Annotated in this window: 25 protein-coding genes, 1 tRNA gene and 1 riboswitch; of the genes, 18 read left to right on the top strand and 8 right to left on the bottom strand. The window is 66.9% G+C overall.

Features of this window, described 5'->3' with window-relative positions; all coding sequences use genetic code 11:
• Positions 1-220 precede the first annotated feature (220 nt).
• From ACU0BR_RS14695 to ACU0BR_RS14685, 3 genes are all read left to right on the top strand, one after another.
• Entirely contained in the window at positions 221-1,219 is a 999-nt protein-coding gene (locus tag ACU0BR_RS14695; protein ID WP_446157578.1) for a lipopolysaccharide biosynthesis protein, read from the top strand.
• A 327-nt stretch (positions 1,220-1,546) separates the two neighbouring features.
• Positions 1,547-3,193, top strand: a complete 1,647-nt coding sequence (locus ACU0BR_RS14690) for a hypothetical protein (RefSeq protein ID WP_446157577.1) — start codon at positions 1,547-1,549, stop codon at positions 3,191-3,193.
• Positions 3,194-3,302: 109 nt separating this feature from the next.
• On the top strand, positions 3,303-3,974 hold the full coding sequence (locus ACU0BR_RS14685; RefSeq protein ID WP_446157576.1) for a sugar transferase: 672 nt from the start codon (positions 3,303-3,305) through the stop codon (positions 3,972-3,974).
• Positions 3,975-3,980: 6 nt separating this feature from the next.
• Here ACU0BR_RS14685 and ACU0BR_RS14680 read toward each other — a convergent pair whose 3' ends face one another.
• The 7 genes from ACU0BR_RS14680 to ACU0BR_RS14650 form a co-directional block, all read right to left on the bottom strand.
• Positions 3,981-4,463, bottom strand: coding sequence for an RNA pyrophosphohydrolase (locus ACU0BR_RS14680; protein ID WP_446157575.1), 483 nt, complete (start codon positions 4,461-4,463; stop codon positions 3,981-3,983).
• 60 nt (positions 4,464-4,523) lie between these two features.
• On the bottom strand, positions 4,524-5,927 hold the full coding sequence (locus ACU0BR_RS14675) for a S41 family peptidase (protein WP_446157574.1): 1,404 nt from the start codon (positions 5,925-5,927) through the stop codon (positions 4,524-4,526).
• 6 nt (positions 5,928-5,933) lie between these two features.
• Positions 5,934-7,073 carry a murein hydrolase activator EnvC family protein gene (locus tag ACU0BR_RS14670; protein ID WP_446157573.1) on the bottom strand — a complete coding sequence of 380 codons (1,140 nt, stop codon included), beginning with the start codon at positions 7,071-7,073 and terminating at the stop codon, positions 5,934-5,936.
• Positions 7,070-8,587 carry a 2,3-bisphosphoglycerate-independent phosphoglycerate mutase gene (gpmI, locus tag ACU0BR_RS14665; protein WP_446157572.1) on the bottom strand — a complete coding sequence of 506 codons (1,518 nt, stop codon included), beginning with the start codon at positions 8,585-8,587 and terminating at the stop codon, positions 7,070-7,072. The genes ACU0BR_RS14670 and gpmI overlap by 4 nt, the downstream gene beginning before the upstream one ends.
• A 105-nt stretch (positions 8,588-8,692) precedes the next feature.
• Positions 8,693-9,163 (bottom strand): 23S rRNA (pseudouridine(1915)-N(3))-methyltransferase RlmH, encoded by a 471-nt coding sequence (rlmH, locus tag ACU0BR_RS14660; protein WP_446157571.1) that lies wholly within the window; start codon positions 9,161-9,163, stop codon positions 8,693-8,695.
• Positions 9,164-9,547 carry a ribosome silencing factor gene (rsfS, locus tag ACU0BR_RS14655; protein ID WP_446157570.1) on the bottom strand — a complete coding sequence of 128 codons (384 nt, stop codon included), beginning with the start codon at positions 9,545-9,547 and terminating at the stop codon, positions 9,164-9,166.
• A 192-nt stretch (positions 9,548-9,739) separates the two neighbouring features.
• Positions 9,740-11,125: a mechanosensitive ion channel family protein gene (locus ACU0BR_RS14650; protein ID WP_446157569.1), complete on the bottom strand. Its 1,386-nt coding sequence runs from the start codon at positions 11,123-11,125 to the stop codon at positions 9,740-9,742.
• A gap of 234 nt (positions 11,126-11,359) precedes the next feature.
• Here ACU0BR_RS14650 and ACU0BR_RS14645 point away from each other — a divergent pair, with 234 nt between their 5' ends.
• The 5 genes from ACU0BR_RS14645 to ACU0BR_RS14625 all read left to right on the top strand — a co-directional run bounded on the left by ACU0BR_RS14645 (position 11,360) and on the right by ACU0BR_RS14625 (position 16,579).
• Positions 11,360-11,851, top strand: coding sequence for a hypothetical protein (locus ACU0BR_RS14645; RefSeq protein WP_446157568.1), 492 nt, complete (start codon positions 11,360-11,362; stop codon positions 11,849-11,851).
• Between the two features lie 373 nt (positions 11,852-12,224).
• Entirely contained in the window at positions 12,225-13,631 is a 1,407-nt protein-coding gene (gene leuC, locus ACU0BR_RS14640) for a 3-isopropylmalate dehydratase large subunit (RefSeq protein ID WP_446157567.1), read from the top strand.
• A gap of 70 nt (positions 13,632-13,701) precedes the next feature.
• On the top strand, positions 13,702-14,307 hold the full coding sequence (leuD, locus tag ACU0BR_RS14635) for a 3-isopropylmalate dehydratase small subunit (RefSeq protein ID WP_446157566.1): 606 nt from the start codon (positions 13,702-13,704) through the stop codon (positions 14,305-14,307).
• A gap of 305 nt (positions 14,308-14,612) precedes the next feature.
• On the top strand, positions 14,613-15,443 hold the full coding sequence (locus tag ACU0BR_RS14630) for a hypothetical protein (protein WP_446157565.1): 831 nt from the start codon (positions 14,613-14,615) through the stop codon (positions 15,441-15,443).
• Positions 15,332-16,579: an endonuclease/exonuclease/phosphatase family protein gene (locus ACU0BR_RS14625; RefSeq protein WP_446157581.1), complete on the top strand. Its 1,248-nt coding sequence runs from the start codon at positions 15,332-15,334 to the stop codon at positions 16,577-16,579. Before ACU0BR_RS14630 ends, ACU0BR_RS14625 begins: the two co-directional genes overlap by 112 nt.
• 408 nt (positions 16,580-16,987) lie before the next feature.
• Here the strand turns inward: ACU0BR_RS14625 and ACU0BR_RS14620 are convergent, their stop codons facing one another.
• Positions 16,988-17,521 carry a peroxiredoxin-like family protein gene (locus ACU0BR_RS14620; RefSeq protein ID WP_446157580.1) on the bottom strand — a complete coding sequence of 178 codons (534 nt, stop codon included), beginning with the start codon at positions 17,519-17,521 and terminating at the stop codon, positions 16,988-16,990.
• 165 nt (positions 17,522-17,686) lie between these two features.
• Between ACU0BR_RS14620 and leuB the strand changes: the two genes are divergently transcribed.
• The 10 genes from leuB to ACU0BR_RS14570 form a co-directional block, all read left to right on the top strand.
• A complete protein-coding gene (gene leuB, locus ACU0BR_RS14615; protein WP_446157564.1) occupies positions 17,687-18,796 on the top strand; it encodes a 3-isopropylmalate dehydrogenase in 1,110 nt (369 codons plus the stop codon).
• Positions 18,797-18,906: 110 nt separating this feature from the next.
• Positions 18,907-19,869, top strand: coding sequence for a DMT family transporter (locus tag ACU0BR_RS14610; RefSeq protein ID WP_446157579.1), 963 nt, complete (start codon positions 18,907-18,909; stop codon positions 19,867-19,869).
• 46 nt (positions 19,870-19,915) lie between these two features.
• A tRNA-Pro gene (locus tag ACU0BR_RS14605) sits at positions 19,916-19,992 on the top strand.
• A 101-nt stretch (positions 19,993-20,093) separates the two neighbouring features.
• A riboswitch (TPP riboswitch) is annotated at positions 20,094-20,196 on the top strand.
• A 66-nt stretch (positions 20,197-20,262) separates the two neighbouring features.
• Positions 20,263-21,069 carry a bifunctional hydroxymethylpyrimidine kinase/phosphomethylpyrimidine kinase gene (thiD, locus tag ACU0BR_RS14600; RefSeq protein WP_446157563.1) on the top strand — a complete coding sequence of 269 codons (807 nt, stop codon included), beginning with the start codon at positions 20,263-20,265 and terminating at the stop codon, positions 21,067-21,069.
• Between the two features lies 1 nt (position 21,070).
• Positions 21,071-22,057, top strand: coding sequence for an FAD-dependent oxidoreductase (locus tag ACU0BR_RS14595; protein ID WP_446157562.1), 987 nt, complete (start codon positions 21,071-21,073; stop codon positions 22,055-22,057).
• Positions 22,054-22,251: a sulfur carrier protein ThiS gene (gene thiS / locus ACU0BR_RS14590; protein ID WP_446157561.1), complete on the top strand. Its 198-nt coding sequence runs from the start codon at positions 22,054-22,056 to the stop codon at positions 22,249-22,251. Before ACU0BR_RS14595 ends, thiS begins: the two co-directional genes overlap by 4 nt.
• Positions 22,252-22,253: 2 nt before the next feature.
• Complete coding sequence (locus ACU0BR_RS14585) at positions 22,254-23,027, top strand: thiazole synthase (protein ID WP_446157560.1); 774 nt, start codon at positions 22,254-22,256, stop codon at positions 23,025-23,027.
• Positions 23,024-23,683 carry a thiamine phosphate synthase gene (locus ACU0BR_RS14580; protein WP_446157559.1) on the top strand — a complete coding sequence of 220 codons (660 nt, stop codon included), beginning with the start codon at positions 23,024-23,026 and terminating at the stop codon, positions 23,681-23,683. Before ACU0BR_RS14585 ends, ACU0BR_RS14580 begins: the two co-directional genes overlap by 4 nt.
• Complete coding sequence (locus tag ACU0BR_RS14575; protein WP_446157558.1) at positions 23,680-24,690, top strand: ThiF family adenylyltransferase; 1,011 nt, start codon at positions 23,680-23,682, stop codon at positions 24,688-24,690. The genes ACU0BR_RS14580 and ACU0BR_RS14575 overlap by 4 nt, the downstream gene beginning before the upstream one ends.
• Positions 24,687-25,361, top strand: a 675-nt coding sequence (locus ACU0BR_RS14570) for an ABC transporter substrate-binding protein (RefSeq protein WP_446157557.1), incomplete at its 3' end; no start/stop codon positions are given. The genes ACU0BR_RS14575 and ACU0BR_RS14570, both read left to right, overlap by 4 nt.

The following is a 25,361-nucleotide window of genomic DNA, read 5'->3' as shown; positions in this document are numbered from 1 at the left end:
GCCGTGGGACTTCGGGAAATAGGGCTCAAGACGCGCCATCTGCGCATCTGTCAGCCAGAAGAGATCAGACATGTTCACCGCTCGATTTCTGAACGGTGAATCACGCAGTCCGCCCGAAATCAATGGGTCCTGACCCTATGCATTGCGCGAGGCGGCCAAACGCAAGAGAGATCATACCGACAGCGCCCGAAGAACATTCCGGTCCTTCCTGGTCGCGGGAATGCTGTCTTCCGTTGTCATCACGCTTGCTTCGCCACTTATCGTCGATGCGCCGCGATGGTTGCCGGTAATTGCGTCCTTGTGCCTGCTGTTTCCTGCGACCGGTCTGATTGGCTCAATGCTGCAAGGAAACGGCGATGCGATGCGCGCCATGTTCGTTTTGAACATGCTGCCTTCTCTCGCGCTTATCACTTCGATCTTTCTTGTGTCGGCCGTCCTTGATCCGCACGCGGAATCGACGAACTATGCCAATGCGGTCGTATTTACGGCGGGTTTTCTAGCGCTATGTGCCGGAATCTTGCTGTACAATATGTCTCTGCCGAGGCTATGCGCTTTGCGGCCGTTCGGGCCATGCCTGCCGCGCGCCGAGGTTTCGCAGGTGGTTCGGCTTTGGCTGGTGAACCTGCTTGTCACGGCCAACAACGCCTTGCCCCAGATCCTTTTCTTCGCGGTGATGAGCGGCCAGGCCTTTGCGGCATTTTCCGTGTCTCAGCGCATCATTAACCTCGTGGGCATTTTCATTATACTGGCCAATTTCTTCCTCGCCCCGCTCGCGTCGCGTCTTTTTGCCGAGCGGAAGCTGGCTGAGCTGCGCGAGGCCTACTGGCGGTTTGCGCACGTTACTTCGCTTTGTGCTTTGCCCTTTGCGGCGCTGCTTTTTGCATTCGCGCCGCAGGTTCTCTCCCTGTTCGGGCCGGAGTTTCCGGTCGGCGCGGGATACCTGCGGGTTCTGACCGGGGTTGCCCTGCTCAATGTGCTGACCGGCTCGTCTAACGTGGTGTTGACCATGACGGGCCACGCGGGTTGCCTCGTCAAAGCCTGCCTGCTGGCATTCGTTGTCGAGGTTGTCGCCCTGGCGACCCTTCCCTCTTATCTGGGCGATTGGGGGTATGTCGCGGCGTTGGCCCTGGGCTTGACCGTTCAGAATCTGGCGTCGCTCGCCTACGCCTATCGCATGGTTCTGTCGCTTCGGGCGGGCGCTGCGTTAAGCGCCTGTTAGTTCAGATCCCCGATTTCGTCGCGCTTTGACCACAGAGGGGATCGACAGGTGTTTGGCACAGGTTTTTCGACGAATGAACTCGGGCGGGCAGGCAGACCCGTGCAGGCCGCAATGATCGCGGATTTCGAGAACGGGCGGTTCCGGCGCGGCAATGACAGCGCCGTTACGACGCAAACGTTTTTTGATCGCTTTGGCAGTTTTTCGCGTGGCTCCGGCGGGACGGCCGTGGGCTCAAGCGGGCTCATACATAATGTCGAGGCCGGGCAGGCCCGGATCGCGCGATCCTCCGGGCGCGGCGCCTTGCTGCTTGAGGGGGCGCGGTCAAACTTGCTGGAGCATTCTTCCGATCTGTCGCAATGGTTTGCGCTCTCCGGCGGTACCGGGGTCGCGCCCGAGATCAACCTGTTGCCTGCGCTCAGCCGCAGCGTATTGCCGGATGGCGCGGGCGGATCGGCGCCCGGCAAGGGGTTCACCTGCACCGGGGCGGATTTCGACGGCGCTCTGTGGATCGGGAACCTGGGCTATGCGCAGCCCGGACAGGGCACGGGGGCCGCCCCCTCCATTGTCTGCATTTCGGAGGGCAGCATGACCGAGCGCGCGATCAGCCTTGCACCGCAGGGCGTCGCAGCGGCGGGGGACAGGCTCTTCTACGCCACGGGGGCCGCGGCGGGCCCCGGTGTCTATCAGATGACGAAGACCGGCGAGGATGAGACGTTGCTGTTCGCGCTCAGCGGGGCGAATGGACTGGCCATGGACCGCAGGCGCGATGCGCTCTGGGTTTCGGTGGGCGGGTCGCTTTTTCTTTATGCGCTGGATGGGACATTGCTGCGCAGCATCGTCTTCGACATCAATATCGACCATATTCACCACGACGCGGATCGCGACTGGCTTTGGCTGACCGGCGGCGGCAACGGGCAACCCGGTATCCTGTCGGCGCTGGATCTGGCGGATGACACGCTGCTGAAACGCTACCGGATGGAACAGGCCACCGCCTGCGAAGGTCTGTTCATCCGCGACGGCAAGCTCAACGTGATGCACGACGGCTATTTCCACCAAAGCGCGATCGCTGCCTCCGATCAGCAGTTCAATGAGGTGCAGACCTATCCTCTGAGCTATGGCGTCATCGCCGGGACGCTGCCCGATCTGGTGCGGCTGGATCACGGGGCGGGGTCCACCACGGCGGATTACGCAATCCTTCAGGGCGCGACGACCGGCGTTGCCGACGCGCGGGTGGGCGCGGTCCATGTGGCCCCCGTGAGCGCGGGCAGCGACATCATGCTGCGTGTCAGCGACAGCACCGGCAACGCCCGCCAGCGGTTCGATCTGAACGAGGGCATGCAGCGGATTGCCGTTTGGCGCGACGGCGCGGGGGACGCGGCGAGCCTGCAGATCATGCTGCGCGGCAGCTGGACCACGACCCGCGCGGCGGCGTTCTGGATCCAGGCCGGTGACGTTCAGCCGGGCCCGGCCCTGTCGAGCCACATTCCGCGCAGCGGTGCCGCCGCGCAACGCGCCGAGGATCGCGCCGCGATCGATCTGGCGCCGGTTCTCAACCCGGCCGAAAGCAGCTTTCTGTTCGATGTGGCCGAGGCCGATTGGAACGGCGGGACAGAGCATGTCTTTGGCCTCGGCAGCGACACGGCGACGCGAATCGTCGCGTTTCGGCGCGGCGCGGATGGGCGGCTGGCGGTGCAGATAAGCCAGGGGGGCGCGATCATCGCCCGAACCTATGACATTTCGGGCGCCTTCAGGCTGGCCGTCGCAGGCAGCGGCACATCTGCCAGCATCGCTGTCACCGGGCAGACATTGACAACGGGCGAAGGGCCGGAGTGGGCGGCTATTCAGGCCAACCTTCTGAACCTGGGGGGAAACCACCTCGGCGGCGGGGCGCGTGCCCCATTGCGGCTGCGCAGCGTCGCCTATCACACCAGCCGCCTGCCGGATGCCTGGTTGCGCGACTGGGTAAATCGCTGAGCCCACGGCAACCGAAAATTAAAGTTTCCAATTCAAGATAAATCCAAGGCGAGTTGCGGTGAGCGATCGCGACTTGCGCCCCTTGTCCGTGCCGGACCGAAGGACCGCCATGAAACACGACATCTCCCTCGTTGCTGCCGCCCGCCCCCCCCTGAACTGGAGCGCCGGGTTTTATGCCAACCGTGCGAAACGGGTGTTCGACGTCACATTCGCGCTGGCGCTGCTGCCCTTTCTTGCCCCGATCATTGCCTTGCTCTGGCTGATGGTGCGGTGCGACGGCGGGACCGGATTCTTTCACCAGCCGCGGATCGGCAGGGACGGGCGCAGCTTCAGATGCTGGAAATTGCGGAGCATGATCCCCGACGCCGCGCAAGATCTGGCCCGGATCTGCCGATCGGACCCCGCGCGGGCGCATGAATGGCAGCTTTACCAGAAGCTGCACGACGATCCGCGCGTCACCGTCGTGGGGCGTTTCCTGCGCGCGACAAGCCTCGACGAGCTTCCGCAGATCTGGAATGTTCTGCTGGGCGACATGAGCTTCGTCGGCCCCCGCCCCTTTCTGCCCGAGCAACAGGATCTCTACGACCTGTCGGGGGGGCGGGCCTATTACCGCGTGCGGCCGGGCATCACCGGGCCCTGGCAGGTCGGAGCGCGCAATTCCGGCGGCTTTGCCGAACGCGCGGAGCTGGATCGTGACTACGTCCGCACGCTCAGCTTTCGCGGCGACATGAGGGTGCTCATCTCCACTGTCGGCGTGGTCTTTTCCCTGACCGGACGCTGAGGCGCCTCAGGCGAGCGCCCAGGAAAACTCCTTCAGCACACGCCGATAGATATCGCGCTTGAACGGCACGATGGCCTCGATCAGCTCCGCGCTTTCCATCCAGCGCCACTGCTGGAACTCGGGCGGCTGCGTCGCGATGTTGATCTGCTCGTCCGTGCCGCTGAAGCGGTGCATGAACCAGCGCTGCCGCTGCCCCCGGAACCGCCCGTTCCAGACGTGCGGCACCAGCTCGGCAGGCAGGTCATAGGTCAGCCATTCGTCCAGCTCGTCGATGGGTTCCACCAGATCGCCGGAGACGCCGGTTTCCTCGCGCAGTTCGCGCAGGGCGGCGGCGGCCGGGTCCTCGCCCGCATCGACCCCGCCCTGCGGCATCTGCCATGCCGCCGGCGTGTCGATCCGCTCTCCGGCAAAGATGCGTCCGTAGCCATCGATCATCACCACGCCCACGCATGTGCGGTAAGGCAGATGATCATAGTTTTCCAACGCCATGCGTTCGTCCCCCACAATGGAAGCGGGCCGCCCGATGGTGGCCCGCGAGGGTGTCAGGCCCTAGTTCTTGGCCGGCTTGTCGGTCGCCTTCTCGGTGACCTTGTCGACCGGCTTGTCGTCCGGTGCGAAGGCGGTCAGCCCCTTGAGGATGTCGATGGCATAGGCCATCTGGTAATCCTCCTTGCGGCGACGTGCGGCTTCGGCCGCCTGTTCCTGCTCTTTTTGCAGCTGGCGGCGCTCATCCTCGGTCATGCTGTCATTGGTGAGCGATCCGCGCAGATCGGCCTCGGACCGGCTGGGCGGACGGGTGCTGCTGCTGTCCTCCTTGGCCTTGTCGGCCTCGTCCTGCGGGTCGGGGCGCGGCTGTTCCACCACGATATCGGGCGAGACGCCAAGCGCCTGGATCGACCGGCCCGAGGGCGTGTAGTAGCGCGCCGTGGTCAGGCGCATCGCCGCGTCGCCGCGCAACGGCATGATCGTCTGGACCGAGCCCTTGCCGAAGGATTTGGTGCCCACGACGATGGCCCGGCGGTGATCCTGCAAGGCGCCGGCCACGATTTCCGACGCCGAGGCCGAACCGCCGTTGATCAGCACCACCATCGGCTTGCCCTCGGCCAGATCGCCGGGCGTTGCGTTCACCCGGTCGCTGTCCTGCGCGTTGCGCCCGCGGGTCGAGACGATCTCGCCGCTTTCGAGGAAGGCATCCGAGACCCGGATCGCCTGCGTCAGCAGACCGCCGGGGTTGTTGCGCAGATCGACCACGACGCCGTTGATCTGATCGATGCCGCCCGCTTCGGCCAGCACGTCCGCCAGGCCGGATTGCAGGTTGTCGTAGGTCTGGTCGTTGAAGGTGGTCACCCGCAGAACGGCCGTATTGCCTTCCAGCCGCGCCTTGACCGCCGTCAGCTTGATCGTGTCGCGCACGATGGTCAGATCGAAGGGCTCGGGCGTGTCCTTGCGCACCACCGTGATCACGATTTCCGAGCCCACGGGCCCGCGCATCATCGTCACCGCCTCATCCAGGGTCAGCCCCAGCACGCTTTCGCCATCCACATGGGTGATGAAATCGCCGGCCTCGACGCCTGCTTCGGCGGCAGGCGTGCCGTCGATCGGAGAGACGACCTTCACGAAGCCCTCCTCCTGCGTGACCTCGATGCCCAGCCCGCCGAATTCGCCGCGGGTCTGCACCTGCATGTCGCCGAAATCGGCCGGCGGCAGATAGCTGGAATGCGGATCGAGCGAGGTCAACATGCCGTTGATCGCGGCTTCGATCAGCTTTTTCTCGTCAACCGGCTCGACATATTGCGAGCGGATGCGCTCGAAGATGTCACCGAACAGGTCCAGCTGCTCATAGACGTTGGTGCTGCTTTTCGCTTCCTGAGCGATCAGTGGCCCCGCCACCTGCGTGGTGACGATGATTCCGGCCAGGGTGCCGCCCACGGCGGCCATCACGTATTTCCTCATCCCGTCCTATTCCTTTGTCAGCTCGAACCACTCAGCCGGGTCCATCGGTGTTTTTGCCTGTCTGATTTCGATATAAAGCGTTTCCCGTCGGCTAACGCCACCTCCTTCGCGGACACTGCTCAGAAATGCGCCGGTATCGGGCGCCGCGCCTCCCATCAGCCCGACGGGGGTGCCGGCGGGCAGAATCTCTCCGACGGCACCATAAACCTCCGCCAACCCGGCAAGCACCATCAGATACCCCGCGCCAGGTTCAAGGATGATCACATTCCCGTAGTCGAGCAACGGCCCGAGGTATCGGATGGTGGCGGGCCAGGGCGTGCTCACCAGCGCACGTGCCGGGGCGGCCAGCACGATGCCGGGCCGCCGCACCCCGGCGGCATCGGCTTCGTCGAAACCGCGCAGCAGCGTGCCCTCGACCGGCAGCGGCAAAGACCCGCGCGCCGAGGAAAACGCAGCGCTTTCGGCGGTCTGATCGGTGAGTGTCGACAGGCCGTTGGCAAAGCTGTCCAGCGTGTCGCTGCTGGTGATCAGCCGTGACAGCGTCGCCGGGTCGGCCTCGAACCGGCGCGGCAGGTCGGTGCGGTCCGCGATCGCGCGCGACAGGGCGACACGGGCCTGCTGCGCGCCGTCGAGCCCTGCCGTCAGCGTCTCGGCCGCGCTTTGCTGCAGGACCCGCAGCACCGCGATCTCATCGAGCTGGGCTTTCAGCGTATCGGCCTCCGCCTGAAGCGCGGGCGTGATCTGCGCCACGATCATGGCCGAACGCGCCGTGCCGACCGGCCCGGTCGGATGCAGCATCAGCAAGGGCGCGGGCGCGCGTTCGATGGTCTGCAAGGTGCCCAGCAGGCGCCCGATGCGTTCGCGCCGCGCCTCCAGCTGAAGGTTGAGCGTGCGCTCGCGGATGGCGGCCTTGCGCAGCCCGTCGCGCAGGGCCAGCAGCCCCTCCTCATAGGCGCGCACGGTCTGCGTCAATGCGCGCACCCTGTCGCGCGCGCCCTCCGCCTGGCTCAGTGCCGTGCCCGCCCGCGCCAGCATCTGCGCGGCGCGCTGCGCAGTAAGCGACGGGTCGTCATCGGCGCGCGCGGCGCTGCCCGGACCCGACCCGATCAACAAGCCGATCGCGAGGATATGACCCAGCAGTTTCATTCGATAAGCGACCGGCCGGTCATCTCGGGCGGCTGCTCCAGCCCCATCAGCTGCAATACCGTCGGCGCCAGATCCGCCAGCCGTCCGTCGCGCAGGCGCGCGCCCTCGGCACCGCCCACCAGGATCACCGGCACCGGGCTGAGCGTGTGGGAGGTATGCGGCTGCCCGGTTTCGGGGTCGACCATGATCTCGCAATTGCCGTGATCGGCCGTCACGATCATTGCGCCGCCCACCTTTTCCAGCGCGTCCAGCGCGCGCGACAGGCCCATGTCGACCGCTTCGCAGGCCCGGATCGCCGCCTTCAGATCGCCGGTGTGCCCGACCATGTCGGGGTTCGCGTAATTCACCACGATCAGATCGTAGCGCGCCTCGATCGCCTCGACCAGGTAGTCAGTGACCGCCGCCGCCGACATCTCGGGTTGCAGATCATAGGTCGCGACCTTGGGGCTGTGGGGCATCCTGCGCTCCTCGCCGGGTTCGGGCGCCTCCTTGCCGCCGGCCAGGAAAAAGGTCACATGGGGATATTTCTCGGTCTCGGCCAGGTGGAACTGGCGCAGCCCCTTTTGCGACACCCATGCGGGCAGCGTGTTGACGATGTCGCGCTTGGGAAAAACCGTCCTGTACCAGGCATTATGCGCGTCGGAATATTTCGTCATGCCCAGACGTGCCGCCAATGCAGGTGCCGGGCCGCGGTCGAACCCGTCGAACGCCGGATCGGCCATCGCCGATAGCAGTTCGCGGGCGCGGTCGGCGCGGAAATTCAGGCAGAACACCCCGTCGCCCCCGGCGAAGCCCGCGTAATCGCCGATGACGCGCGGCGCGATGAATTCATCGGACTGATCGGCCGCGTAGGCATCGTCCACCGCCTGCTGCGGCGTTTGCGCCGCCTGCCCCTCGCCGCCCACGATGGCGCCATAGGCGGCCTGCACCCGGTCCCAGCGATTGTCCCGGTCCATCGCGTAGTAGCGCCCGGTGACCGTCACCACCCTTGCCTGCTCGGGCAGACGATCGATCAGGTCGGGCACGAAGCGGTCGGCGGACCGCGGGGCGACGTCGCGGCCATCGGTGATCGCATGGACCGCGACCGGCACGCCCGCGGCGCAGATGATCCTGGCCGCCGCCACGATATGGTCGAGATGCCCGTGCACGCCGCCGTCCGAGGCGACACCGATCAGATGCGCGGTCCCGCCGCTGTCCCGAAGCGATTTGATGAAGACCTGCAACTGCGCGTTGTCGCGGAAACTGCCGTCCGCGATGGCATGGTCGATCAGGCCGAGATCCATGAACACGACGCGCCCGGCGCCGATATTGGAATGCCCGACCTCCGAATTGCCCATCTGCCCTTCGGGAAGGCCCACGTCGGGCCCATAGGTCACCAGCGTCGCCGAGGGCCCCTGCGCCATGATCGCATCGAAGGCAGGCGTTCGGGCGAGCGCGGGGGCGTTGGCTTCTGTCCGGTCGCTCAGGCCCCAGCCATCCAGAATGCAAAGAACGACAGGACGTTGAGTGCTCATCGACGATAAATCCCTGGCTTCGGTCGTGACCGGATTGGTGCCGGTTGTAAGCAGCCGCCCCACCCGACGCAACCTTCGCACGCGCAAGGATCGGCCGGGCGCGCGTCAGGCCCGGTGATAGGGGCTGCCCGCCAGGATGGTCACCGCGCGATAGATCTGCTCCGACAGCATCACCCGCGCCAGCATGTGCGGCCAGACCATCCGCCCCAGCGACAGGCTGAAATCCGCGCGGCCGCGAAAATCCGGGTCGATGCCGTCCGCGCCGCCGATGACAAACACCAGCTCGGCCCGGCCCTGATCGCGCAGCGCCGCCAGTTTCTCCGCGAATTCCGGGGAGCTCATGCGCGCGCCGCGCTCATCCAAGGTACAGATCGCGGCGCCGGCGGGCACCTGCCGTTCGAGCAGTCGCGCCTCGGCGGCCATGCCGCCGCCTTTGCGGTCCTCGACCTCCGCCACCTCGACCGGGCCCAGTCCCAGCGCGCGCCCGCTGCGCTCGAACCGCTTGAGGTAATCGCCGATCAACTCGGCCTCGGGTCCGGCACGCAGCCGCCCGACAGCACAGATCTTGAGCCGCATTCAGCCGTTCTGCGCCCCTGCGGGCAGCCACATCTTTTCGATCTGATAGAAATCGCGCACCTCGGGGCGAAAGACATGGACGATGACATCGCCGCTGTCGATCAGCACCCAATCGCCCGCGTCCTTGCCCTCGACCTTGCTGGCGCGGCTCGCATTCTCTTTCAGACGGTCCACCAGATTCTGCGCGATGGCGGAAACCTGTCGCGTGGACCGGCCCGACGCGACGACCATGTAATCCGCAATTTCGGTCTTTCCGCGCAGATCTATGGAGACCACATCCTCGGCCTTGTCGTCTTCGAGCGAGCCCAGAACGAGTTTCAGCAACGCTTCGCTGCTGGGATCGGGCAGGGGCGCGGCGGCCTCCTGATCTTGAATGGCCGTCATGGCAGCCAAATCGGCATGTCGAGACAGGACTTCGTCCTCCTGGGCGGCGCACCGAAAAGCCTCGGCGCTGGGCATGGGCCATAGATAACATCGCCGGGCGCGAATCTCAATGTGTCAAGGATCGGCTGGCGTCAATCGGCGGATTGCGCCCGCCCGCAGGGCGCGTGCCGCCGCGCAGGGCCCTGGTGCGGCTCAATCCGGCGCGCCGCCCCCTGGCCGGAAACGGGGGGTTTCATCCTCGGATCGTGAGGTTTTTCCGGCATCGCCGCCGTCTTCGCGCGCGGGCGGCGCATCGCCCAGCAGGCGCACCTCGCGCTGGGGGAACGGGATGGAAACGCCGAGCTCGAGAAACGCGTCCCAAAGCGCCAGATAGACATCGCCGCGCACATTGGTCAGCCCGGCCGTGGGATCGCGAATCCAGAAGCGCAGGATATAGTCGATCGAACTGTCGCCAAAGCCCACGATATGGCACACGGGCGGGCGCACGCCCAGCACGCGATCGACCGTCTTCGCCGCCGCGATCGCGGCCTTGCGCACCTGATGCGGATCGTCGCCGTAGGCCGTGCCGAAATACAGATCCAGCCGCACGAAATCGTTGGAATGGGACCAGGTGACCACCTGCGTGGTGATCAGATCCTCGTTGGGGATCAGATATTCCTTGCCGTCGCGCGTGGTGATCGAGACATAGCGCGCGCCCAGCGCGTTGATCCAGCCGAAGGTCTCGCCCAGGCTGATCACATCGCCGGGCTTGATGGATTTGTCGAGCAGGATGATCACGCCCGACACCAGGTTCGACACCACTTTCTGCAAGCCAAAGCCCAGGCCGACGCCGATCGCCCCCGACAGCACCGCAAGCCCCGTCAGATCGAAGCCCACCGCCTTGAGCCCGATGAAAAAGGCCGCGCTGTAAAGCACGATCTGCAAGACCTTGACCGACAGCACCCGCATGGAGGGAGAGATATTCTCGTTGCGCTGGATACGTGCCGAGGTGGTCGTGGACAGCAGCCGCGCCACCGCCAGCAGGCTGGCCGTGACCACCACCGCCTTGACCAGCGTCAGCGCCGAAAGGCGAAAATCCCCCACCTCGAAGGCGATGCGGTCCAGAAAGGCGCCGACCTCCTCCTCCAGGTTCAGATAGTAAAGCGTGACATAGATCCAGGCGCCCCAGCTGGCGATCCGGCGCAGCACAGGATTGCGGATCAGCCGCGCGAGATAGCCCACGATCAGCCAGGCGGTGGCGATGGTCGCAACCAGCACCACCAGATAGCTGCGCGAGGGCCATGTGGCGCCGCGCATGAACCAGGCCACCCCCCAGGCGAGGGCGACGAAGGCGATCAGACGGATACGGCGATGCAGCATCAGCATGAAGCGCATGCGCCACATCGGCCAGCCGCTGCGCGATTTCATCCATGCATAGATGCGCGGCGCGATCGCCATGCGCAGCAGATGCGCCGCCAGAAAAATCGCGAGCACGATGCCCAGTTGGTACAACCGCCACGGCAGCAGCAGGCTTTCGGCAAAAATGACGCCCTGCGAAATCAGCCGCGACAGCATTTCCGTGAAGTTTTCAGCAGTCATCCGCCCCGCCGCTTTTCCTTATTGCCGCACCGGCCGATCCGATCGCGCAATGGCCCCAGTGGAAACCCGTCAAAGAGTGGGACCCCGTCAAAGCCAGTCATAAGCCCGACAGGCCCCAGAATGGCGCAGGACGCGCCGCGCTTCCACCCTACGCAACCGTGAGCCGTCGTGACGCGACGGCAGGCGCCCCGGCCCTACCTCCTGAAGTTAACGGATATGAAAGGATACCCCCCAATGCGCCAGCTAGTCACCGCAGCCCTCTTCGCCACGCTGACCGCCACGGCCCCCGCCTTCGCGGCGCCCGTCTCGGTCGAGGCGGTCATGTCGCCCAAGGAACAGATGAAATTCGAATTCGCCGACGGCTCCAAGGCCTTCGTGCTGGCCGTGCGCCGCGAAGGTACCGCCAAGGGCGAAGGCATCTTCGCCGATGCCGAGGTGACCGAATTCGGCTGGCACGACATCCGCCCGCCGATGGACGGCGACCCGCGCGGCTATCTGCAGCTGACCACCGCCAATGGCGATGTCGCCGTGCTGCGCTGGTCGGTGCGCGCCATCTTCATGGCCGGCGACGGCAAGCCCGCGCTGCACGACAACGGCGTCTGGGAACTGGTGCGCGGCACCGGGCAGTTCAAGGACATGCGCGGCGTCGGCTCGCTCATCATCAAGCCGGCCGAAGGCGAGGCCCGCCGCTTCATCCTCGACGGCGAAGTCGCCAAGGCGCCCTGATCGCCCTTCGTATCTGACCCCGACCCGGGCCACCCCCGCGCGCCGTGCCGCCCCCACCCAGCACGGCGCGCCCTCCCGATCTTGCCGCGATCATTGTCGCGCAAATATCCCCGCCGGAGGCATCCCGCGCGCGCGCCCTTCGCGCCATCTTGTTATGCGCGCGGGAAAGCTGTATCTGCGACATGTGACTCAGTTTTTCGACATGGACGACCGCTCGCGCCTGCCCTGGCGTTTTCACGGTCTGGCACGGACCGCCCTCGCCGGTCTTTGAACCCGCGCGCCGTCCGCGCCGGTTCGTGATCCCGGGATTTCTCTCCGGTTCTCCGGGCGCGGCCCCACCCTCATCGCCAATCCGCTACGGGAGTATCCCCGAATGACCGCCTCCACACTCTACGACAAGATCTGGGACGCCCACGCCGTCCATACCGACGAGGACGGCACCACCCTGCTCTACATCGACAGGCATCTGGTGCATGAGGTCACCAGCCCCCAGGCTTTCGAGGGGCTGCGCCTGACCGGCCGCAAGGTCCGTGCCCCCGAAAAGACCATCGCCGTGCCCGATCACAACGTGCCCACCACGCCGGGCCGCGAAAAGGGCATCGACAACCCCGAAAGCCGCATCCAGGTCGAGGCGCTCGACACCAATGCACGCGAATTCGGCATCCACTACTATCCGGTCAATGACGTGCGCCAGGGCATCGTGCATATCGTCGGCCCCGAACAGGGCTGGACCCTGCCCGGCATGACCGTGGTTTGCGGCGACAGCCACACCGCCACCCACGGCGCCTTCGGGGCGCTGGCGCATGGCATCGGCACGTCGGAGGTGGAACACGTGCTCGCCACCCAGACGCTGATCCAGAAGAAATCGAAGAACATGAAGGTCGAGATCACCGGCCAGTTGGCGCCCGGCGTGACCGCCAAGGACATCACCCTTGCCGTGATCGGCCGCACCGGCACCGCCGGCGGCACCGGCTACGTCATCGAATACTGCGGCGAGGCGATCCGCGCGCTGTCGATGGAAGGCCGGATGACGGTCTGCAACATGGCGATCGAGGGCGGCGCGCGCGCCGGTCTGATCGCGCCGGACCAGACGACGTTCGACTACGTCAAGGGCCGCCCCCATGCGCCCAAGGGCGTGCAGTGGGAAGCCGCGCTCGACTGGTGGAAGACGCTGAAATCCGACGAGGACGCGCATTGGGACAAGGTCATCACCATCCGCGGCGAGGACATCGCCCCGCTGGTGACCTGGGGCACCTCGCCCGAGGACGTGCTGCCGATCACCGGCCGCGTCCCCGCGCCCGAGGATTTTCCCGGCGGCAAGGCCGACGCGGTGCGCCGCTCGCTCGACTACATGGGCCTGACCCCCGGAATGCCGCTCAGCGAGATCAAGATCGATACGGTCTTCATCGGATCGTGCACCAACGGCCGGATCGAGGATCTGCGCGCCGCCGCCGCGGTGCTGAAGGGCAAGAAGGTCAAGGACGGCCTGCGCGCCATGGTGGTGCCGGGTTCCGGGCTGGTGCGTGCCCAGGCGGAGGAAGAGGGTCTGGCCGACATCTTCAAGGAAGCCGGCTTCGAATGGCGCCTTGCCGGCTGTTCCATGTGCCTCGCGATGAACCCCGACCAGCTGTCGCCGGGCGAGCGCTGCGCCGCCACGTCGAACCGCAACTTCGAGGGCCGGCAGGGCCGCGGCGGCCGCACCCATCTGCTCAGCCCGCAGATGGCCGCGGCGGCGGCGATCACCGGCCATCTGACCGATGTGCGCGAGGTGATGAACTGAGGCCGCGGGGCGGCCCGCGCCGCCCCTTCCCCCCCTGTCCGGCCGAGCCGGGGCAAAGGATTTCGAGACCATGGAAAAATTCACCACCCTCACCGGGGTCGCCGCGCCGATGCGCCAGATCAACGTCGATACCGACATGATCATCCCCAAGCAGTTCCTGAAGACCATCGCGCGCACCGGGCTGGGCAAGAACCTGTTCGACGAGATGCGCTATGACGACGACGGCAAGGAAATTCCCGACTTCGTGCTGAACAAGCCCGCCTACCGCGAGGCGCAGATCCTGATCGCCGGCGACAACTTCGGCTGCGGCTCGTCGCGCGAACACGCGCCCTGGGCGCTGCTCGACTTCGGCATCCGCTGCGTGATCGCGCCCAGCTTCGCCGACATCTTCTACAACAACTGCTTCAAGAACGGCATCCTGCCGATCGCCCTGCCGCAAGAGCAGATCGACCTGCTGATGCAGGACGCCGAAAAGGGCGCCAATGCAAGGATGAGCGTCGATCTGGACGCGCAGTCCGTCACGACCTCAGACGGCGACACCTTCCGCTTCGAGATCGACCCCTTCAAGAAGCACTGCCTGATGAACGGTCTGGATGACATTGGCTTGACCATGGAAAAGGCCGCCGCCATCGACCGTTTCGAGGCCGCCGCCGACGCCCAACGCCCCTGGGTGTGACCCTTTCACCGCGCGCCCGAGCCTCCGGGCGCATCATGCGCGCACGCCCCGCCAGGTCCGACAGCCCCGCTGCCGGACCTTTTTTCTGCCGCGGCCCGGTGTGATGCAAACGGGAAACAGCGTCGCGGCGAATCCGGGGTGAGAAACCTCAGCCAATACCAAGGGGTTGCCACGCACCCTTAATGAAGGCAGAAATAAGACACAAAAGAGGCATTCCGTTTAAAAGGCGGAGACTCATTTCGGGACAAGAACACGGCATCGTACCTTGTTCGCTCGGGATCGAGGGTAAAGCAGTGGTTAATCGCATGACAGGCGCGCTCATACGTGCATTCCTGGTGCTCATTCTGGTCGTGACCCCGTCACTTCTGGTTCCAGGCGAATCGACGGACACCCGGCTGATGGTGGTGTTGCTGGGCTTGTTTGCAGCGGTATTCACCGCCGCGGAATATGCGGCCCCCTCGCCCGGCCTGATCGACTTCCGCGACGCGGCGCCGTTCAACCGGCTGCGCTATGTCGCGCTTTTCGCGATGCTTTTGCTGTCCTCCATCGCGTATCGCGCGCCCTGGGACAACACCGTCTCGGTGCAGCTGCTGCACTCGCTGGGCTCGCTGGTCGGCAATCTGCTGGATTTTCCGTACAGCCCGGTGCGCGCGCTGGTCAACATCGTGCCCGAAAACGCCCCGCCCGAGGTGCGCCCGCTGCTGCTGGCCAGTGTCGGCCTGTCGATCTACGTGTCCGGTTTCGTGCTTGCGGCGCTGGCGATGATCATGCGCGCCAACGGCTGGCCCACGCGCGATCACGCATTCAACCTTTGGGTCAACCTGCCGACATTCGATCCCACCGCGGGCAGCGATCTGGTACGCCGCCTGAACAGATCCGCCGCCGTTAACTTCGCGTTGGCGATTGCGGTGCCAATATTGCTGCCGTTGCTGGGGCATTCCAGTCTGGCGCTGCTCGATCCGATGGCGCTGCTGTCGCCGCAGACCACCTTGTGGATCGTCGCGCTATGGGCCTTTCTTCCGACATGTTTCGCGATGCGCGCCATCGCCATGCGCCGCATCGCGCGGAAGGTCATGCAACAGCGCCGCGCCGAGCGGCACAGCGGCGCTGCCGACGAGGGGTTGCTGCCGGCCTGATCTGGCTGGCGCTGGCGGGCGCCGTCGCGTCCGAAACGCTACGCTTCGCGATCTTCAACGTGCAGTTGTCGCGGCGGGGACCGGGGCTGCTGTTGCGCGATCTGCTGCGCCAGAATGATCCGAAACACGCCGATCCGCAGATCGGCGCCGTCATCGCGATCATCGCCGAGGCCGCGCCGGACGTATTGCTGCTGACGGGCATCGACAGCGATCCGCAGGGCCACACCGCCCGGGCCGTGCAGGCCCTGCTGAAACACGCCGGGCACGATCTGCCCCATGCCTTCGCGCCCGCGCAGAACGCGGGCCTGCCCACCGGGCACGACATGGATGGCGACGGCCGTACGGGCGGGCCGCGCGATGCGCAGGGCTACGGTGCGTTTCGCGGGGCCGGTGCGATGACGCTCCTTTCCCGTTTCCCCATCGGGACGGACACGCGCGACTTCGCCTCGCTGCTATGGGCCGAGCTGCCCGGTGCGACACTGCCGGCGCATCCCGGCGGCGGCGCCTTTCCCGACGCGCGTGCCCTCGCGCTTCAACGGCTGTCCAGCACGGCGCATTGGGTGGTGCCGGTGATGACGCCCGCAGGCGCGCTGCCCGTCCTCGCCTATTACGCCACGCCGCCGGTCTTCGACGGGCCGGAAGATCGCAACGGGCTGCGCAACGCCGATGAAACGCGTTTCTGGACGGCGTTCCTGAACGGGTCCTACGGCCCGGCGCCGCCAAATTTCATCCTGCTTGGCGGGGCGAATCTCGACCCCGTCGATGGCGAGGGGCGGCATCGCGTCATGCGCGACCTGCTGGCCCATCCCGCCCTGAACGATCCCCGTCCCGCAAGTGCCGGCGGCGCGGCGGCGGGTGCGGCCGAAGGCTCCGCTCCCAAGCAACGCGGCCCGCCCGCCCTCGACACGGCCGACTGGCCGGACAATCCCGGCCCCGGGAACCTGCGCGTCGACTACGTATTGCCGTCCGCTGGCCTGAAGGTGGCAGGGGCGGGCGTTGTCTGGCCTGCGCCCGATGACGGCTTCGGTACGGTCTCGGCGAAACGGGTCGGATTGGCCTCCACCCATCGTCTGGTCTGGGTCGATATCGAATGGCCGCCTCCCGCAGGCGACAGCCAAGAGCGACCGCCGCCCTAGGGCAAAGCCGCGCCGAGGGCGCAACCTCCGCCCCGGGCCGTTGCGTCGACGGCGCGCAAGATCCGACCGCACCGCGTTTCAAAATCAGTCGCCGCACCGGATGCCCGCCGCGACAAAAGCCGCGCCCGCGCACCGGCCACCGGCGAGCGCGCGCCAGATCGCGGCCCCGGCACGATCAACGATGCGATGCGGAATGGCGCCTCAACCGGCACGCGCCGTTCGGAATGGCGGCCCAACCGGAGGGGGGCCGCCCAGGCTGCCACGCTGTGCCAGCGCCCCCCGGTCGCGCAGGGTGATCCGGCCGCCGACGCGGCTCAACGGCCCCCGGGCCGGGTCGGGCCCCGGCGAGGGTGCGGCGACGTCAAGCGGCGATTAGGGCCGGGGTTTCGCCAGACGACGAACGCCCGCTCAGGCCTCCTTGTCCAGCGCGCCGTCGTATTGACCGCGCGGCGGATAGTTCTTTTCATTCTTGAAGCGGATGGCCATCAGCAGATCGTCCACAGGCGGGCGGGCGAAGGGGGCGCTTTGGATCCAGCTGAAATAGAGGTCGCGTTCCGGCGTGACGAGGAACATGCCCGGCTCGGAAAACAGCGCCGGTTCCTCGCTGCCTTCCCGGGCCGAGGAAATGAACAGCCCCCAGTCGAAACGTGCAGCGGGCAAGCTCAGTGAATGGGCGATCTTCAAACGCTCGATATTGCCGTTCTGCTTCATCTTTTCGGCGCGTGCCTCGTCATCGCAGCTGATCGCCACCACGTCGACGCCAAGCGCGGCGAAATCGTCGAGCCGCGCGTCAAGCTCCGACAGCTGCTTGGTGCAGATCGGGCAGTGCTTGCCGCGATAGAACACCAGCAGCGTTCCCTGTTTTCCCTCGGGTTTGTCCAGATCGAATACATCATGATCCAGCGTGTTCAGTTTCAGCGCAGGCGTCTTGGTTGCGGGCATAATCAAGGTCACGGTCCTTTCGGTGAATTGCGCTGTGCCAACGCGCTCCTGCACAAAGCCGTTCCAAATGGCGGGGGCGGCGCAGCTGCGGGGCAAGCGGAGTGCGAAACTTGACCCCCCCCCAAGATGAAGCTACGCCCGATCCAACTATTCCAGGAGGACAGCATGAGCAACCCGACCCTTTTGATACTTGCCGGGGACGGTATCGGACCAGAGGTCATGGATGAGGTGAAGCGGATCATCGCATGGTTCGGCGACAAGCGCGACCTGCGCTTCGACGTGGAGGAAGACCTGGTCGGCGGCGCGGCCTACGACGCGACCGGCACGCCGCTGACCGACGCCACGATGGCCAAGGCGCAGGCGGCCGATGCGGTCTTGCTGGGCGCCGTGGGCGGGCCGAAATACGACACGCTCGATTTCAGCGTCAAGCCGGAGCGTGGCCTGCTGCGCCTGCGCAAGGAAATGGACCTCTACGCCAACCTCCGCCCGGCGCAGTGCTTCGATGCGCTGGCCGATTTCTCCTCGCTCAAGCGCGACATCGTGGCCGGGCTCGACATCATGATCGTGCGCGAACTGACCAGCGGCATCTATTTCGGTGAGCCGCGCGGCATTCAGGCGGACAACGAGGGCGGCCGCGTGGGCGTCAACACGCAGCGCTACACCACGAACGAGATCCGCCGCGTCGCGCGTTCCGCCTTCGAGCTGGCCAAGCGCCGCAACAACAAGGTCTGCTCCATGGAGAAGGCCAATGTGATGGAATCGGGCATCCTCTGGCGCGAAGAGGTTCAGTGGGTCCACGACAACGAATATCCCGAGGTCGAGCTGACCCACATGTACGCCGACGCCGGTGCTATGCAACTGGTCCGCGCCCCCAAGCAGTTCGACGTGATCGTCACCGACAACCTGTTCGGCGATCTGCTGTCGGATGCGGCCGCGATGCTGACCGGATCGCTCGGGATGCTGCCTTCGGCCTCGCTCGGGGCGCCGTCGGAGGCGGGTCGGCCCAAAGCGCTATATGAGCCGGTGCACGGCTCGGCGCCCGATATCGCGGGTCAGGGCAAGGCCAACCCCTCGGCCTGCGTGCTGAGCTTTGCGATGGCGCTGCGCTATTCCTTCGATCAGGGCGACGAGGCCACGCGTCTGGAACGCGCGGTGGAAAAGGTGCTGGCCGACGGTGTCCGCACGGCCGATCTGATGCAGGCGACCGATGGCACCCCCGCCACCACCCGCGAAATGGGCGATGCCATTCTGGCGGCGCTTGACGCCAGCCTCTGACGCCAGCCTCTGACGTCATCCCACGGCGCGGATCGGTGCCGCGCTCTACCACGCCCCGGCCCCGTGCGACGCGGTGCCGGGGCCCCATACGCGGCAGGACGGACGATGTGATCGACGCGGCCAGATCTAATCTGCAAGGGGCGCTGATCGCGCTGCTGGCGTTTGCCATCTTTGCCAGCCACGATGTGGCGGTGAAGATTCTGGGCGCCAGCTATGCCCCGTTTCAGATCATCTTCTTCAGCGTCACCTTCAGCTTTCCCCTCGCCACGGCGATGCTGATCCGCGAAACTGCGGCCGGAACGCTGCGCCCCGTGCATCCCTGGTGGATGCTGCTGCGCATGATGGCGACGGCGACCACCGGCGTGTCGGCCTTCTATGCCTTTTCGGTGCTGCCGCTGGCGCAGACCTATACGATCCTCTTTGCCGCGCCGCTGCTGATCACCGTGCTGGCGATCCCCATCCTGGGCGAACGCGTCGGCGTGCACCGCTGGCTGGCGGTCATCGCGGGGCTGATCGGCGTGCTGGTCGTGCTGCGGCCGGGGTCGGTTCCGCTCAGCCTCGGGCATCTGGCGGGGCTGACCGCCGCGATCGGCAGCGCGCTGGCCTCCGTCATCGTGCGCAAGATCGGCCGGGACGAACGCAGCGCGGTGCTGATGCTTTACCCGATGATGGCGAATTTCGTGATCATGGGCGCCGTGCTGCCCTTCGTCTACAAACCTGTTCCGCTGGCCGACCTGGGGCTCATGGGGATCATCGCGGGTTTCGGCTTTGCGGCGGGGCTCTGCGTGATCGCGGCCTACCGGGCGGGCGATGCGGCCATCGTGGCGCCGATGCAATATTCGCAGATCCTGTGGGCGGCCCTGTTCGGCTATCTGTTCTTCGGCGAATCGCCCGATGCCACGACATGGGCGGGGGCCGCGATCATCATCGCCAGCGGGCTTTACATCGTGCTGCGCGAAAGCAGGCGCGGCACCTCCGACAACACGCCGGTTCTGCGCACGCGGTCCCGGCATGAAATGGGCATCGTGCCGCGCATGGGAATGTTCCTGCGATCGCGCGGGCGCCCGCACTGAGGGCCTTGCAAAACGCCGCGCGACGCAGTAGGTCGCACCCCACGGTCGGACTGTAGCGCAGCCTGGTAGCGCACCTGCTTCGGGAGCAGGGGGTCGGAGGTTCGAATCCTCTCAGTCCGACCAATTCCCCCTCATGTCGCAAATCGCCATCGGCCCCGCACCGGGGCGGCAAGCTGGCCGCGCATGGCCGCCATTGCATTCATCCCGCTCATCCGCTACTCCTGCCCTATCCGTCGGGGGGCCCCATTGGGGCTGAGAGGTGCAGCGCACCGACCCGTCGAACCTGATCCGGGCAATACCGGCGTAGGGAACGGATCGTGACATGCGACGCATCGCGCGCACCACCCTCCTTCCTTTCAAGCCGGGTCCTGCCCATTGCCGTAGGATGTAGCCGTGGAAGACGCCCCGCCCATCGTATTGACCATCGCAGGTTCGGACAGCGGCGGAGGCGCCGGCATCCAGGCCGACCTCAAGGCGTTCTCCGCCCTGGGCACCTACGGGGCCAGCGTCATCACCGCCGTCACCGCGCAGAACACGCGAGCGGTCACGGCGGTGCATGAAGTTCCGCCCCAGCTCATCCGCGCCCAGATCGCGGCAGTGCTTGAGGATCTGGACGTGCGCGCGATCAAGATCGGCATGCTGGCCTCCGTCCCGGTCATCGAGACCGTGGCCGATGCGCTGGCGCATTGCGCGCTGCCGGTGGTGCTGGACCCGGTGATGGTGGCCAAATCCGGCGATCCGCTGCTGCGCCACGATGCGGTGGGCGCGCTGCGCCGCCTGCTGATCCCCCGGGCCACGCTGATCACGCCCAACCTGCCGGAAGCCGCGCTGCTGCTGGAACAGCCTGCCGAGCAGGATGACGCAACCCCGGATCAGGCGCGCGCGCTGCTGGATCTGGGCCCGCGCGCAGTGCTGCTGAAAGGCGGCCACGCGCAGGGGGCGCGCTGCACCGATATCCTGCTGGACGGACAAAGCCCGCCGCTGCGGCTGGAGGCCCCGCGCCAGCCCACGGCCAACACCCATGGCACCGGCTGCACCTATTCCGCCGCCGTCGCTGCGGGCCTGGCGCAGGGTCTGGCGCTTCGGGATGCCGTGGCGGCCGCGCACCGCTATTTGCAGGGCGCAATCGCCGCCGCCGACCGGCTGCACGTCGGATCGGGACATGGCCCGGTGCACCACTTTCACGCGCTCTGGGGGTGATATGGGCAGACCGGTCACCATCGTCGGCGCGGGTGTGGCGGGGCTCTGCGTGGCACGCGCGCTGCGCGATCGCGGTCTCGCGGTGAGGCTGCTCGACCGTGCCGAAGTGCCCGGCCCGCAGGCCTGTTCCTGGTGGGCGGGCGGAATGCTGGCCCCCCATTGCGAAGGCGAAAGCGCGGAGGAACCCGTGGTCAGGCTGGGCGCGGATGCCGCCGATTGGTGGGCCGGGCACGGCATTGCGGTGACACGCGGCGGCACGCTGGTGCTGTCGCAGCAGCGCGATCGCGCCGACCTGCGCCGCTTCGCGCGCCGCACCACGCATCACGACACCATCGACGCCGAGGCCATCGCCCGGCTGGAACCCGACCTCGCCGGGCGGTTCTCGCAGGCGCTGCACTTCGCGCAGGAGGGGCACCTTGCCCCGCGTGCGGCGCTGGCCACGCTGCGCGACGGGCTGCTGCGCGACGACGTGCCGATCGTTCGGCAGGATGCCGACCCCGACGCGCTGGCGCGCGATGCGCTGGTTGTCGATTGCCGGGGGTATGCCGCGCGCGACGCGCTGCCCGGTCTGCGTGGCGTCAAGGGCGAGATGCTGATCCTGCGCTGCCCCGAGATCACGCTTTCGCGCACCGTCCGGCTGCTGCACCCGCGTATCCCCCTTTACGTGGTGCCGCGCGGCGACGGCATCTTCATGCTGGGCGCCACGACGCTGGAGACGGCCGCGGGGGCGCATGTCTCGGCGCGCGCGCTGCTGGAACTGCTGGGCGCCGGATACGCCCTGCACCCCGCTTTCGCCGAGGCCGAGGTGATCGAGATCGGCGTGGACAGCCGCCCTGCCTTTCCCGACAACCTGCCGCGCATCTCGCGACAGGGCGATGTGATCCGTGTCAACGGCCTCTACCGGCACGGTTTTCTGCTGGCGCCGGCGCTGGCGCGCATGGTGGCGGCCTATATCTGCGACAACAAAGAGCCCGAGGTGATGCAATGAAGATCACGTTGAACGGAGAGCCGGTCGAGACCGACGCCCCGACGCTGGCCGCGCTGGTCGACAATCGCGGCCCGACCGCCCGTGTGGTCGCCACCGCGCTGAACGGGGCTTTCGTGCCCGCAGCCGCCCGTGCCGCCCAGGCGCTGGCCCCCGGCGACAGGGTCGAGATTCTGGCCCCGATGCAGGGGGGCTGAGGATGCGCGAATTCTACGGCACCCCCCTGCCCGGCGGGCTGATGCTGGGCACGGCGCAATACCCCTCGCCCGCGGTCCTGGCCGAGGCCTTTGCCCGCAGCGGCGCGGCGGTCGCCACCGTGTCGCTGCGCCGCGAAAGCAGCGGCGGCGGTGCGGGACAGGATTTCTGGGAACTGATCAAGGAGCTGGGCGTCCGGGTCCTGCCCAACACCGCCGGCTGCCACGGCGTGAAGGAGGCCGTGACCACCGCCCATATGGCCAGGGAGGTGTTCGGCACCCCCTGGATCAAGCTGGAGGTGATCGGAGAGGAAGACACCCTGCAACCCGATGTCTTCGGCCTGCTCGAGGCCGCGCGCATCCTGACGCAGGACGGCTTTCAGGTGTTTCCCTATACCACCGAGGATCTGGTGGTCGCAGATCGCCTGCTCGACGCGGGCTGCGAGGTTCTGATGCCCTGGGGCGCGCCGATCGGCTCCGGTCTGGGGCTGAACAATCCCTATGGCCTGCGGTCGCTTCGCGCCCATTTTCCCGATGTGCCGCTGGTGATCGACGCGGGGCTTGGCCTGCCGTCCCAGGCGGCGGCGGCGATGGAAATGGGCTATGACGCGGTGCTGCTGAACACCGCCGTCGCCCGCGCCGGCGATCCCGCCGCGATGGCGGAGGCCTTCGCCCAGGCAATCCGCGCGGGCAAGCTGGCGGCGCGGGCCGACCCGATGGAGCCGCGCGACATGGCCGCGCCGTCAACGCCCGTCATCGGAAAGGCCTTCCTGGAATGACCCCTGCTTCCACATCTGCCTCCGCATCTGGCTCCGCATTTGGCCCCCTCGATCCGTTTTACCCGATCTTCGATCATGTCGACTGGCTGCACCGGCTGGTGCCGCTGGGCATCCGTCTGGTGCAGCTGCGCCTCAAGGACCGGCCCGCCCGCGATCTGCGCGCGCAGATCCGCGCCGCGCGCGATCTTTGCACGCGTCACGGCTGCACGCTGGTCGTCAACGATCATTGGCGCATCGCCATCGACGAAGGCTGCGACTGGGTCCATCTGGGGCAAGAGGATCTGGACGGCGCCGACACCGGCGCCATCCGCGACGCGGGGCTGAAACTGGGCGTCAGCACACATGACCGGGCGGAGCTCGCGCGCGCGTTGGATCTCGCCCCGGATTACGTGGCGCTTGGGCCGATTTATCCGACGATCCTGAAAAAGATGAAATGGCATCAACAGGGGTTGGAAAAGCTGGGCGAATGGAAAGGGCTGATCGGCGATGTGCCGCTGATCGCCATCGGCGGGATGAACGTCGCACGGGCGGGCGGGGCTTTTGCCGCCGGGGCGGATGTGGTTTCCGCCGTGACCGACATCACGCTCAACCCCGACCCCGAGGCCCGGGTCGCCGAATGGCTGACCGCGACGGGCCGTGCCAGGGCACCCGCATGAGCGGCGCCGACCCCCGCTACGCCCGCCAGCAGATCCTGCCCGAGGTCGGCGCGACCGGGCAGGCCCGGCTGCGGGCGGCGCATGTGCTGGTCGTGGGGGCGGGCGGCCTGGGCTGCCCTGCGCTGCCGCTGCTTGCGGGGGCCGGTGTGGGGCATATCACGCTGGTCGACCCGGATGTGGTCTCGGAAAGCAACCTGCACCGCCAGACGCTCTACCGTGAGGACCAGGTCGGCCGACCCAAGGTCGAAGCCGCCGCGCGGGCGCTGCGCGCCTTGAATTCGGCGTGCCGGGTGCGCCCGGTGATGCAGGCGCTGAGCCCCGCCAACGTCGCCGCCTTGAGCGAAGGGGCGGCCGTCGTGCTCGACTGCGCCGACAGTTTTGCCGCCAGCTACATCCTGTCGGATCACTGCCTTGACGCGGGGGTGCCGCTGATCTCGGCCTCCGCCCTGGGGTTCGAGGGCTATGCGGGCGGCTTCTGCGGCGGCGCGCCCAGCCTGCGCGCGATCTTTCCCGACCTGCCCGACCGCGCCGCCACCTGCGCCACCGCAGGGGTACTTGGCCCCGTGGTCGGCACGCTCGGCGCGATCCAGGCGCAGATGGCGCTGGCGGTGCTGCTGGGGCTGACGCCCGGCCCGCTGGGCCAGATGGTCACGCTGGAGCTGCGCAGCTATCGCTTCGGCGGGTTCCGCTTCGACGGCGCGCCGGAACCCGAGGACCCGCCGCTGCGCTTCATCGCGCCGCAAGACATCCGCCCCGAGGATTTCACGGTCGAGCTGCGCGACCACACCGAGGCCCCCGTGCCCGCCGCCCCCCACGCCCACCGCCTGTCGGTGGCCGATTTCGGCCCGCACGGTCCGCGCCCCGCCCCGGGCCGGCGCGCCGTTCTTTGCTGCCGTTCCGGCCTGCGATCCTGGCAGGCGGCGCGGCGTCTGCAGGCCGTCTGGGACGGTCCCATCACCCTCGTTGCAATGGGCGACACGCCCGAACCTTCCGAAAGGCTGCCATGAAACTGCTTTCCACCCTCGCGCTGCTTGCGCTTGCCACCCCCGCGATGGCCCAGGACAAGATGACCCTGATGCTGGACTGGTTCGTCAACCCCGACCACGGCCCGATCATAGTGGCCCAGGAAAAGGGGTATTTCGCCGACAACGGCTTGGAGGTGGAGGTCATCGCCCCCGCCGATCCCTCGGACCCGCCCAAGATGGTGGCGGCAGGCAGCGCCGATCTGGCGATTTCCTACCAGCCGCAGCTGCACTTGCAGATCCACGAAGGCCTGCCCCTGAAACGCGTGGGCACGCTGGTCGCCACCCCGCTGAACTGCCTGCTGACGCTCAAGGACGGGCCGATCGCCAGCCCCGCAGACCTCAAGGGCAAGAAGGTCGGCTTTTCGGTCGGCGGCGTGGAAGAGGCCGTCGTCGGCAGCATCCTGAAGACCTACGACCTGACGATGGACGATGTCGAAATGGTCAACGTCAACTGGTCGCTCTCGCCCGCGCTGATGTCGGGGCAGGTCGACGCGGTGATCGGGGCCTATCGCAACTTCGAGCTCAACCAGATGGACATCGAAGGCACACCCGGCAAGTGTTTCTACGTCGAGGAAGAGGGTCTGCCCGCCTATGACGAGCTGATCTACGTCGCCAACCCGCAGACGATGGACAAGGACAAGATCGCCCGCTTT

This window comes from Brevirhabdus sp., assembly GCF_052826345.1.
The sequence above is the reverse complement of the archived record's forward strand: the minus strand, read 5'-3'. Positions and strand labels throughout refer to the sequence as shown.

Coding starts and splice junctions, on each gene's coding strand:
- ACU0BR_RS14695 (WP_446157578.1), top strand. CDS start 221: ATGCTGTCTTCCGTTGTCATCACGCTTGCTTCGCCACTTATCGTCGAT.
- ACU0BR_RS14685 (WP_446157576.1), top strand. CDS start 3,303: ATGAAACACGACATCTCCCTCGTTGCTGCCGCCCGCCCCCCCCTGAAC.
- ACU0BR_RS14680 (WP_446157575.1), bottom strand. CDS start 4,463: ATGGCGTTGGAAAACTATGATCATCTGCCTTACCGCACATGCGTGGGC.
- ACU0BR_RS14675 (WP_446157574.1), bottom strand. CDS start 5,927: ATGAGGAAATACGTGATGGCCGCCGTGGGCGGCACCCTGGCCGGAATC.
- ACU0BR_RS14670 (WP_446157573.1), bottom strand. CDS start 7,073: ATGAAACTGCTGGGTCATATCCTCGCGATCGGCTTGTTGATCGGGTCG.
- gpmI (WP_446157572.1), bottom strand. CDS start 8,587: ATGAGCACTCAACGTCCTGTCGTTCTTTGCATTCTGGATGGCTGGGGC.
- rlmH (WP_446157571.1), bottom strand. CDS start 9,163: ATGCGGCTCAAGATCTGTGCTGTCGGGCGGCTGCGTGCCGGACCCGAG.
- rsfS (WP_446157570.1), bottom strand. CDS start 9,547: ATGACGGCCATTCAAGATCAGGAGGCCGCCGCGCCCCTGCCCGATCCC.
- ACU0BR_RS14650 (WP_446157569.1), bottom strand. CDS start 11,125: ATGACTGCTGAAAACTTCACGGAAATGCTGTCGCGGCTGATTTCGCAG.
- ACU0BR_RS14645 (WP_446157568.1), top strand. CDS start 11,360: ATGCGCCAGCTAGTCACCGCAGCCCTCTTCGCCACGCTGACCGCCACG.
- leuC (WP_446157567.1), top strand. CDS start 12,225: ATGACCGCCTCCACACTCTACGACAAGATCTGGGACGCCCACGCCGTC.
- leuD (WP_446157566.1), top strand. CDS start 13,702: ATGGAAAAATTCACCACCCTCACCGGGGTCGCCGCGCCGATGCGCCAG.
- ACU0BR_RS14630 (WP_446157565.1), top strand. CDS start 14,613: ATGACAGGCGCGCTCATACGTGCATTCCTGGTGCTCATTCTGGTCGTG.
- ACU0BR_RS14625 (WP_446157581.1), top strand. CDS start 15,332: ATGTTTCGCGATGCGCGCCATCGCCATGCGCCGCATCGCGCGGAAGGT.
- ACU0BR_RS14620 (WP_446157580.1), bottom strand. CDS start 17,521: ATGCCCGCAACCAAGACGCCTGCGCTGAAACTGAACACGCTGGATCAT.
- leuB (WP_446157564.1), top strand. CDS start 17,687: ATGAGCAACCCGACCCTTTTGATACTTGCCGGGGACGGTATCGGACCA.
- ACU0BR_RS14595 (WP_446157562.1), top strand. CDS start 21,071: ATGGGCAGACCGGTCACCATCGTCGGCGCGGGTGTGGCGGGGCTCTGC.
- thiS (WP_446157561.1), top strand. CDS start 22,054: ATGAAGATCACGTTGAACGGAGAGCCGGTCGAGACCGACGCCCCGACG.
- ACU0BR_RS14585 (WP_446157560.1), top strand. CDS start 22,254: ATGCGCGAATTCTACGGCACCCCCCTGCCCGGCGGGCTGATGCTGGGC.
- ACU0BR_RS14580 (WP_446157559.1), top strand. CDS start 23,024: ATGACCCCTGCTTCCACATCTGCCTCCGCATCTGGCTCCGCATTTGGC.
- ACU0BR_RS14575 (WP_446157558.1), top strand. CDS start 23,680: ATGAGCGGCGCCGACCCCCGCTACGCCCGCCAGCAGATCCTGCCCGAG.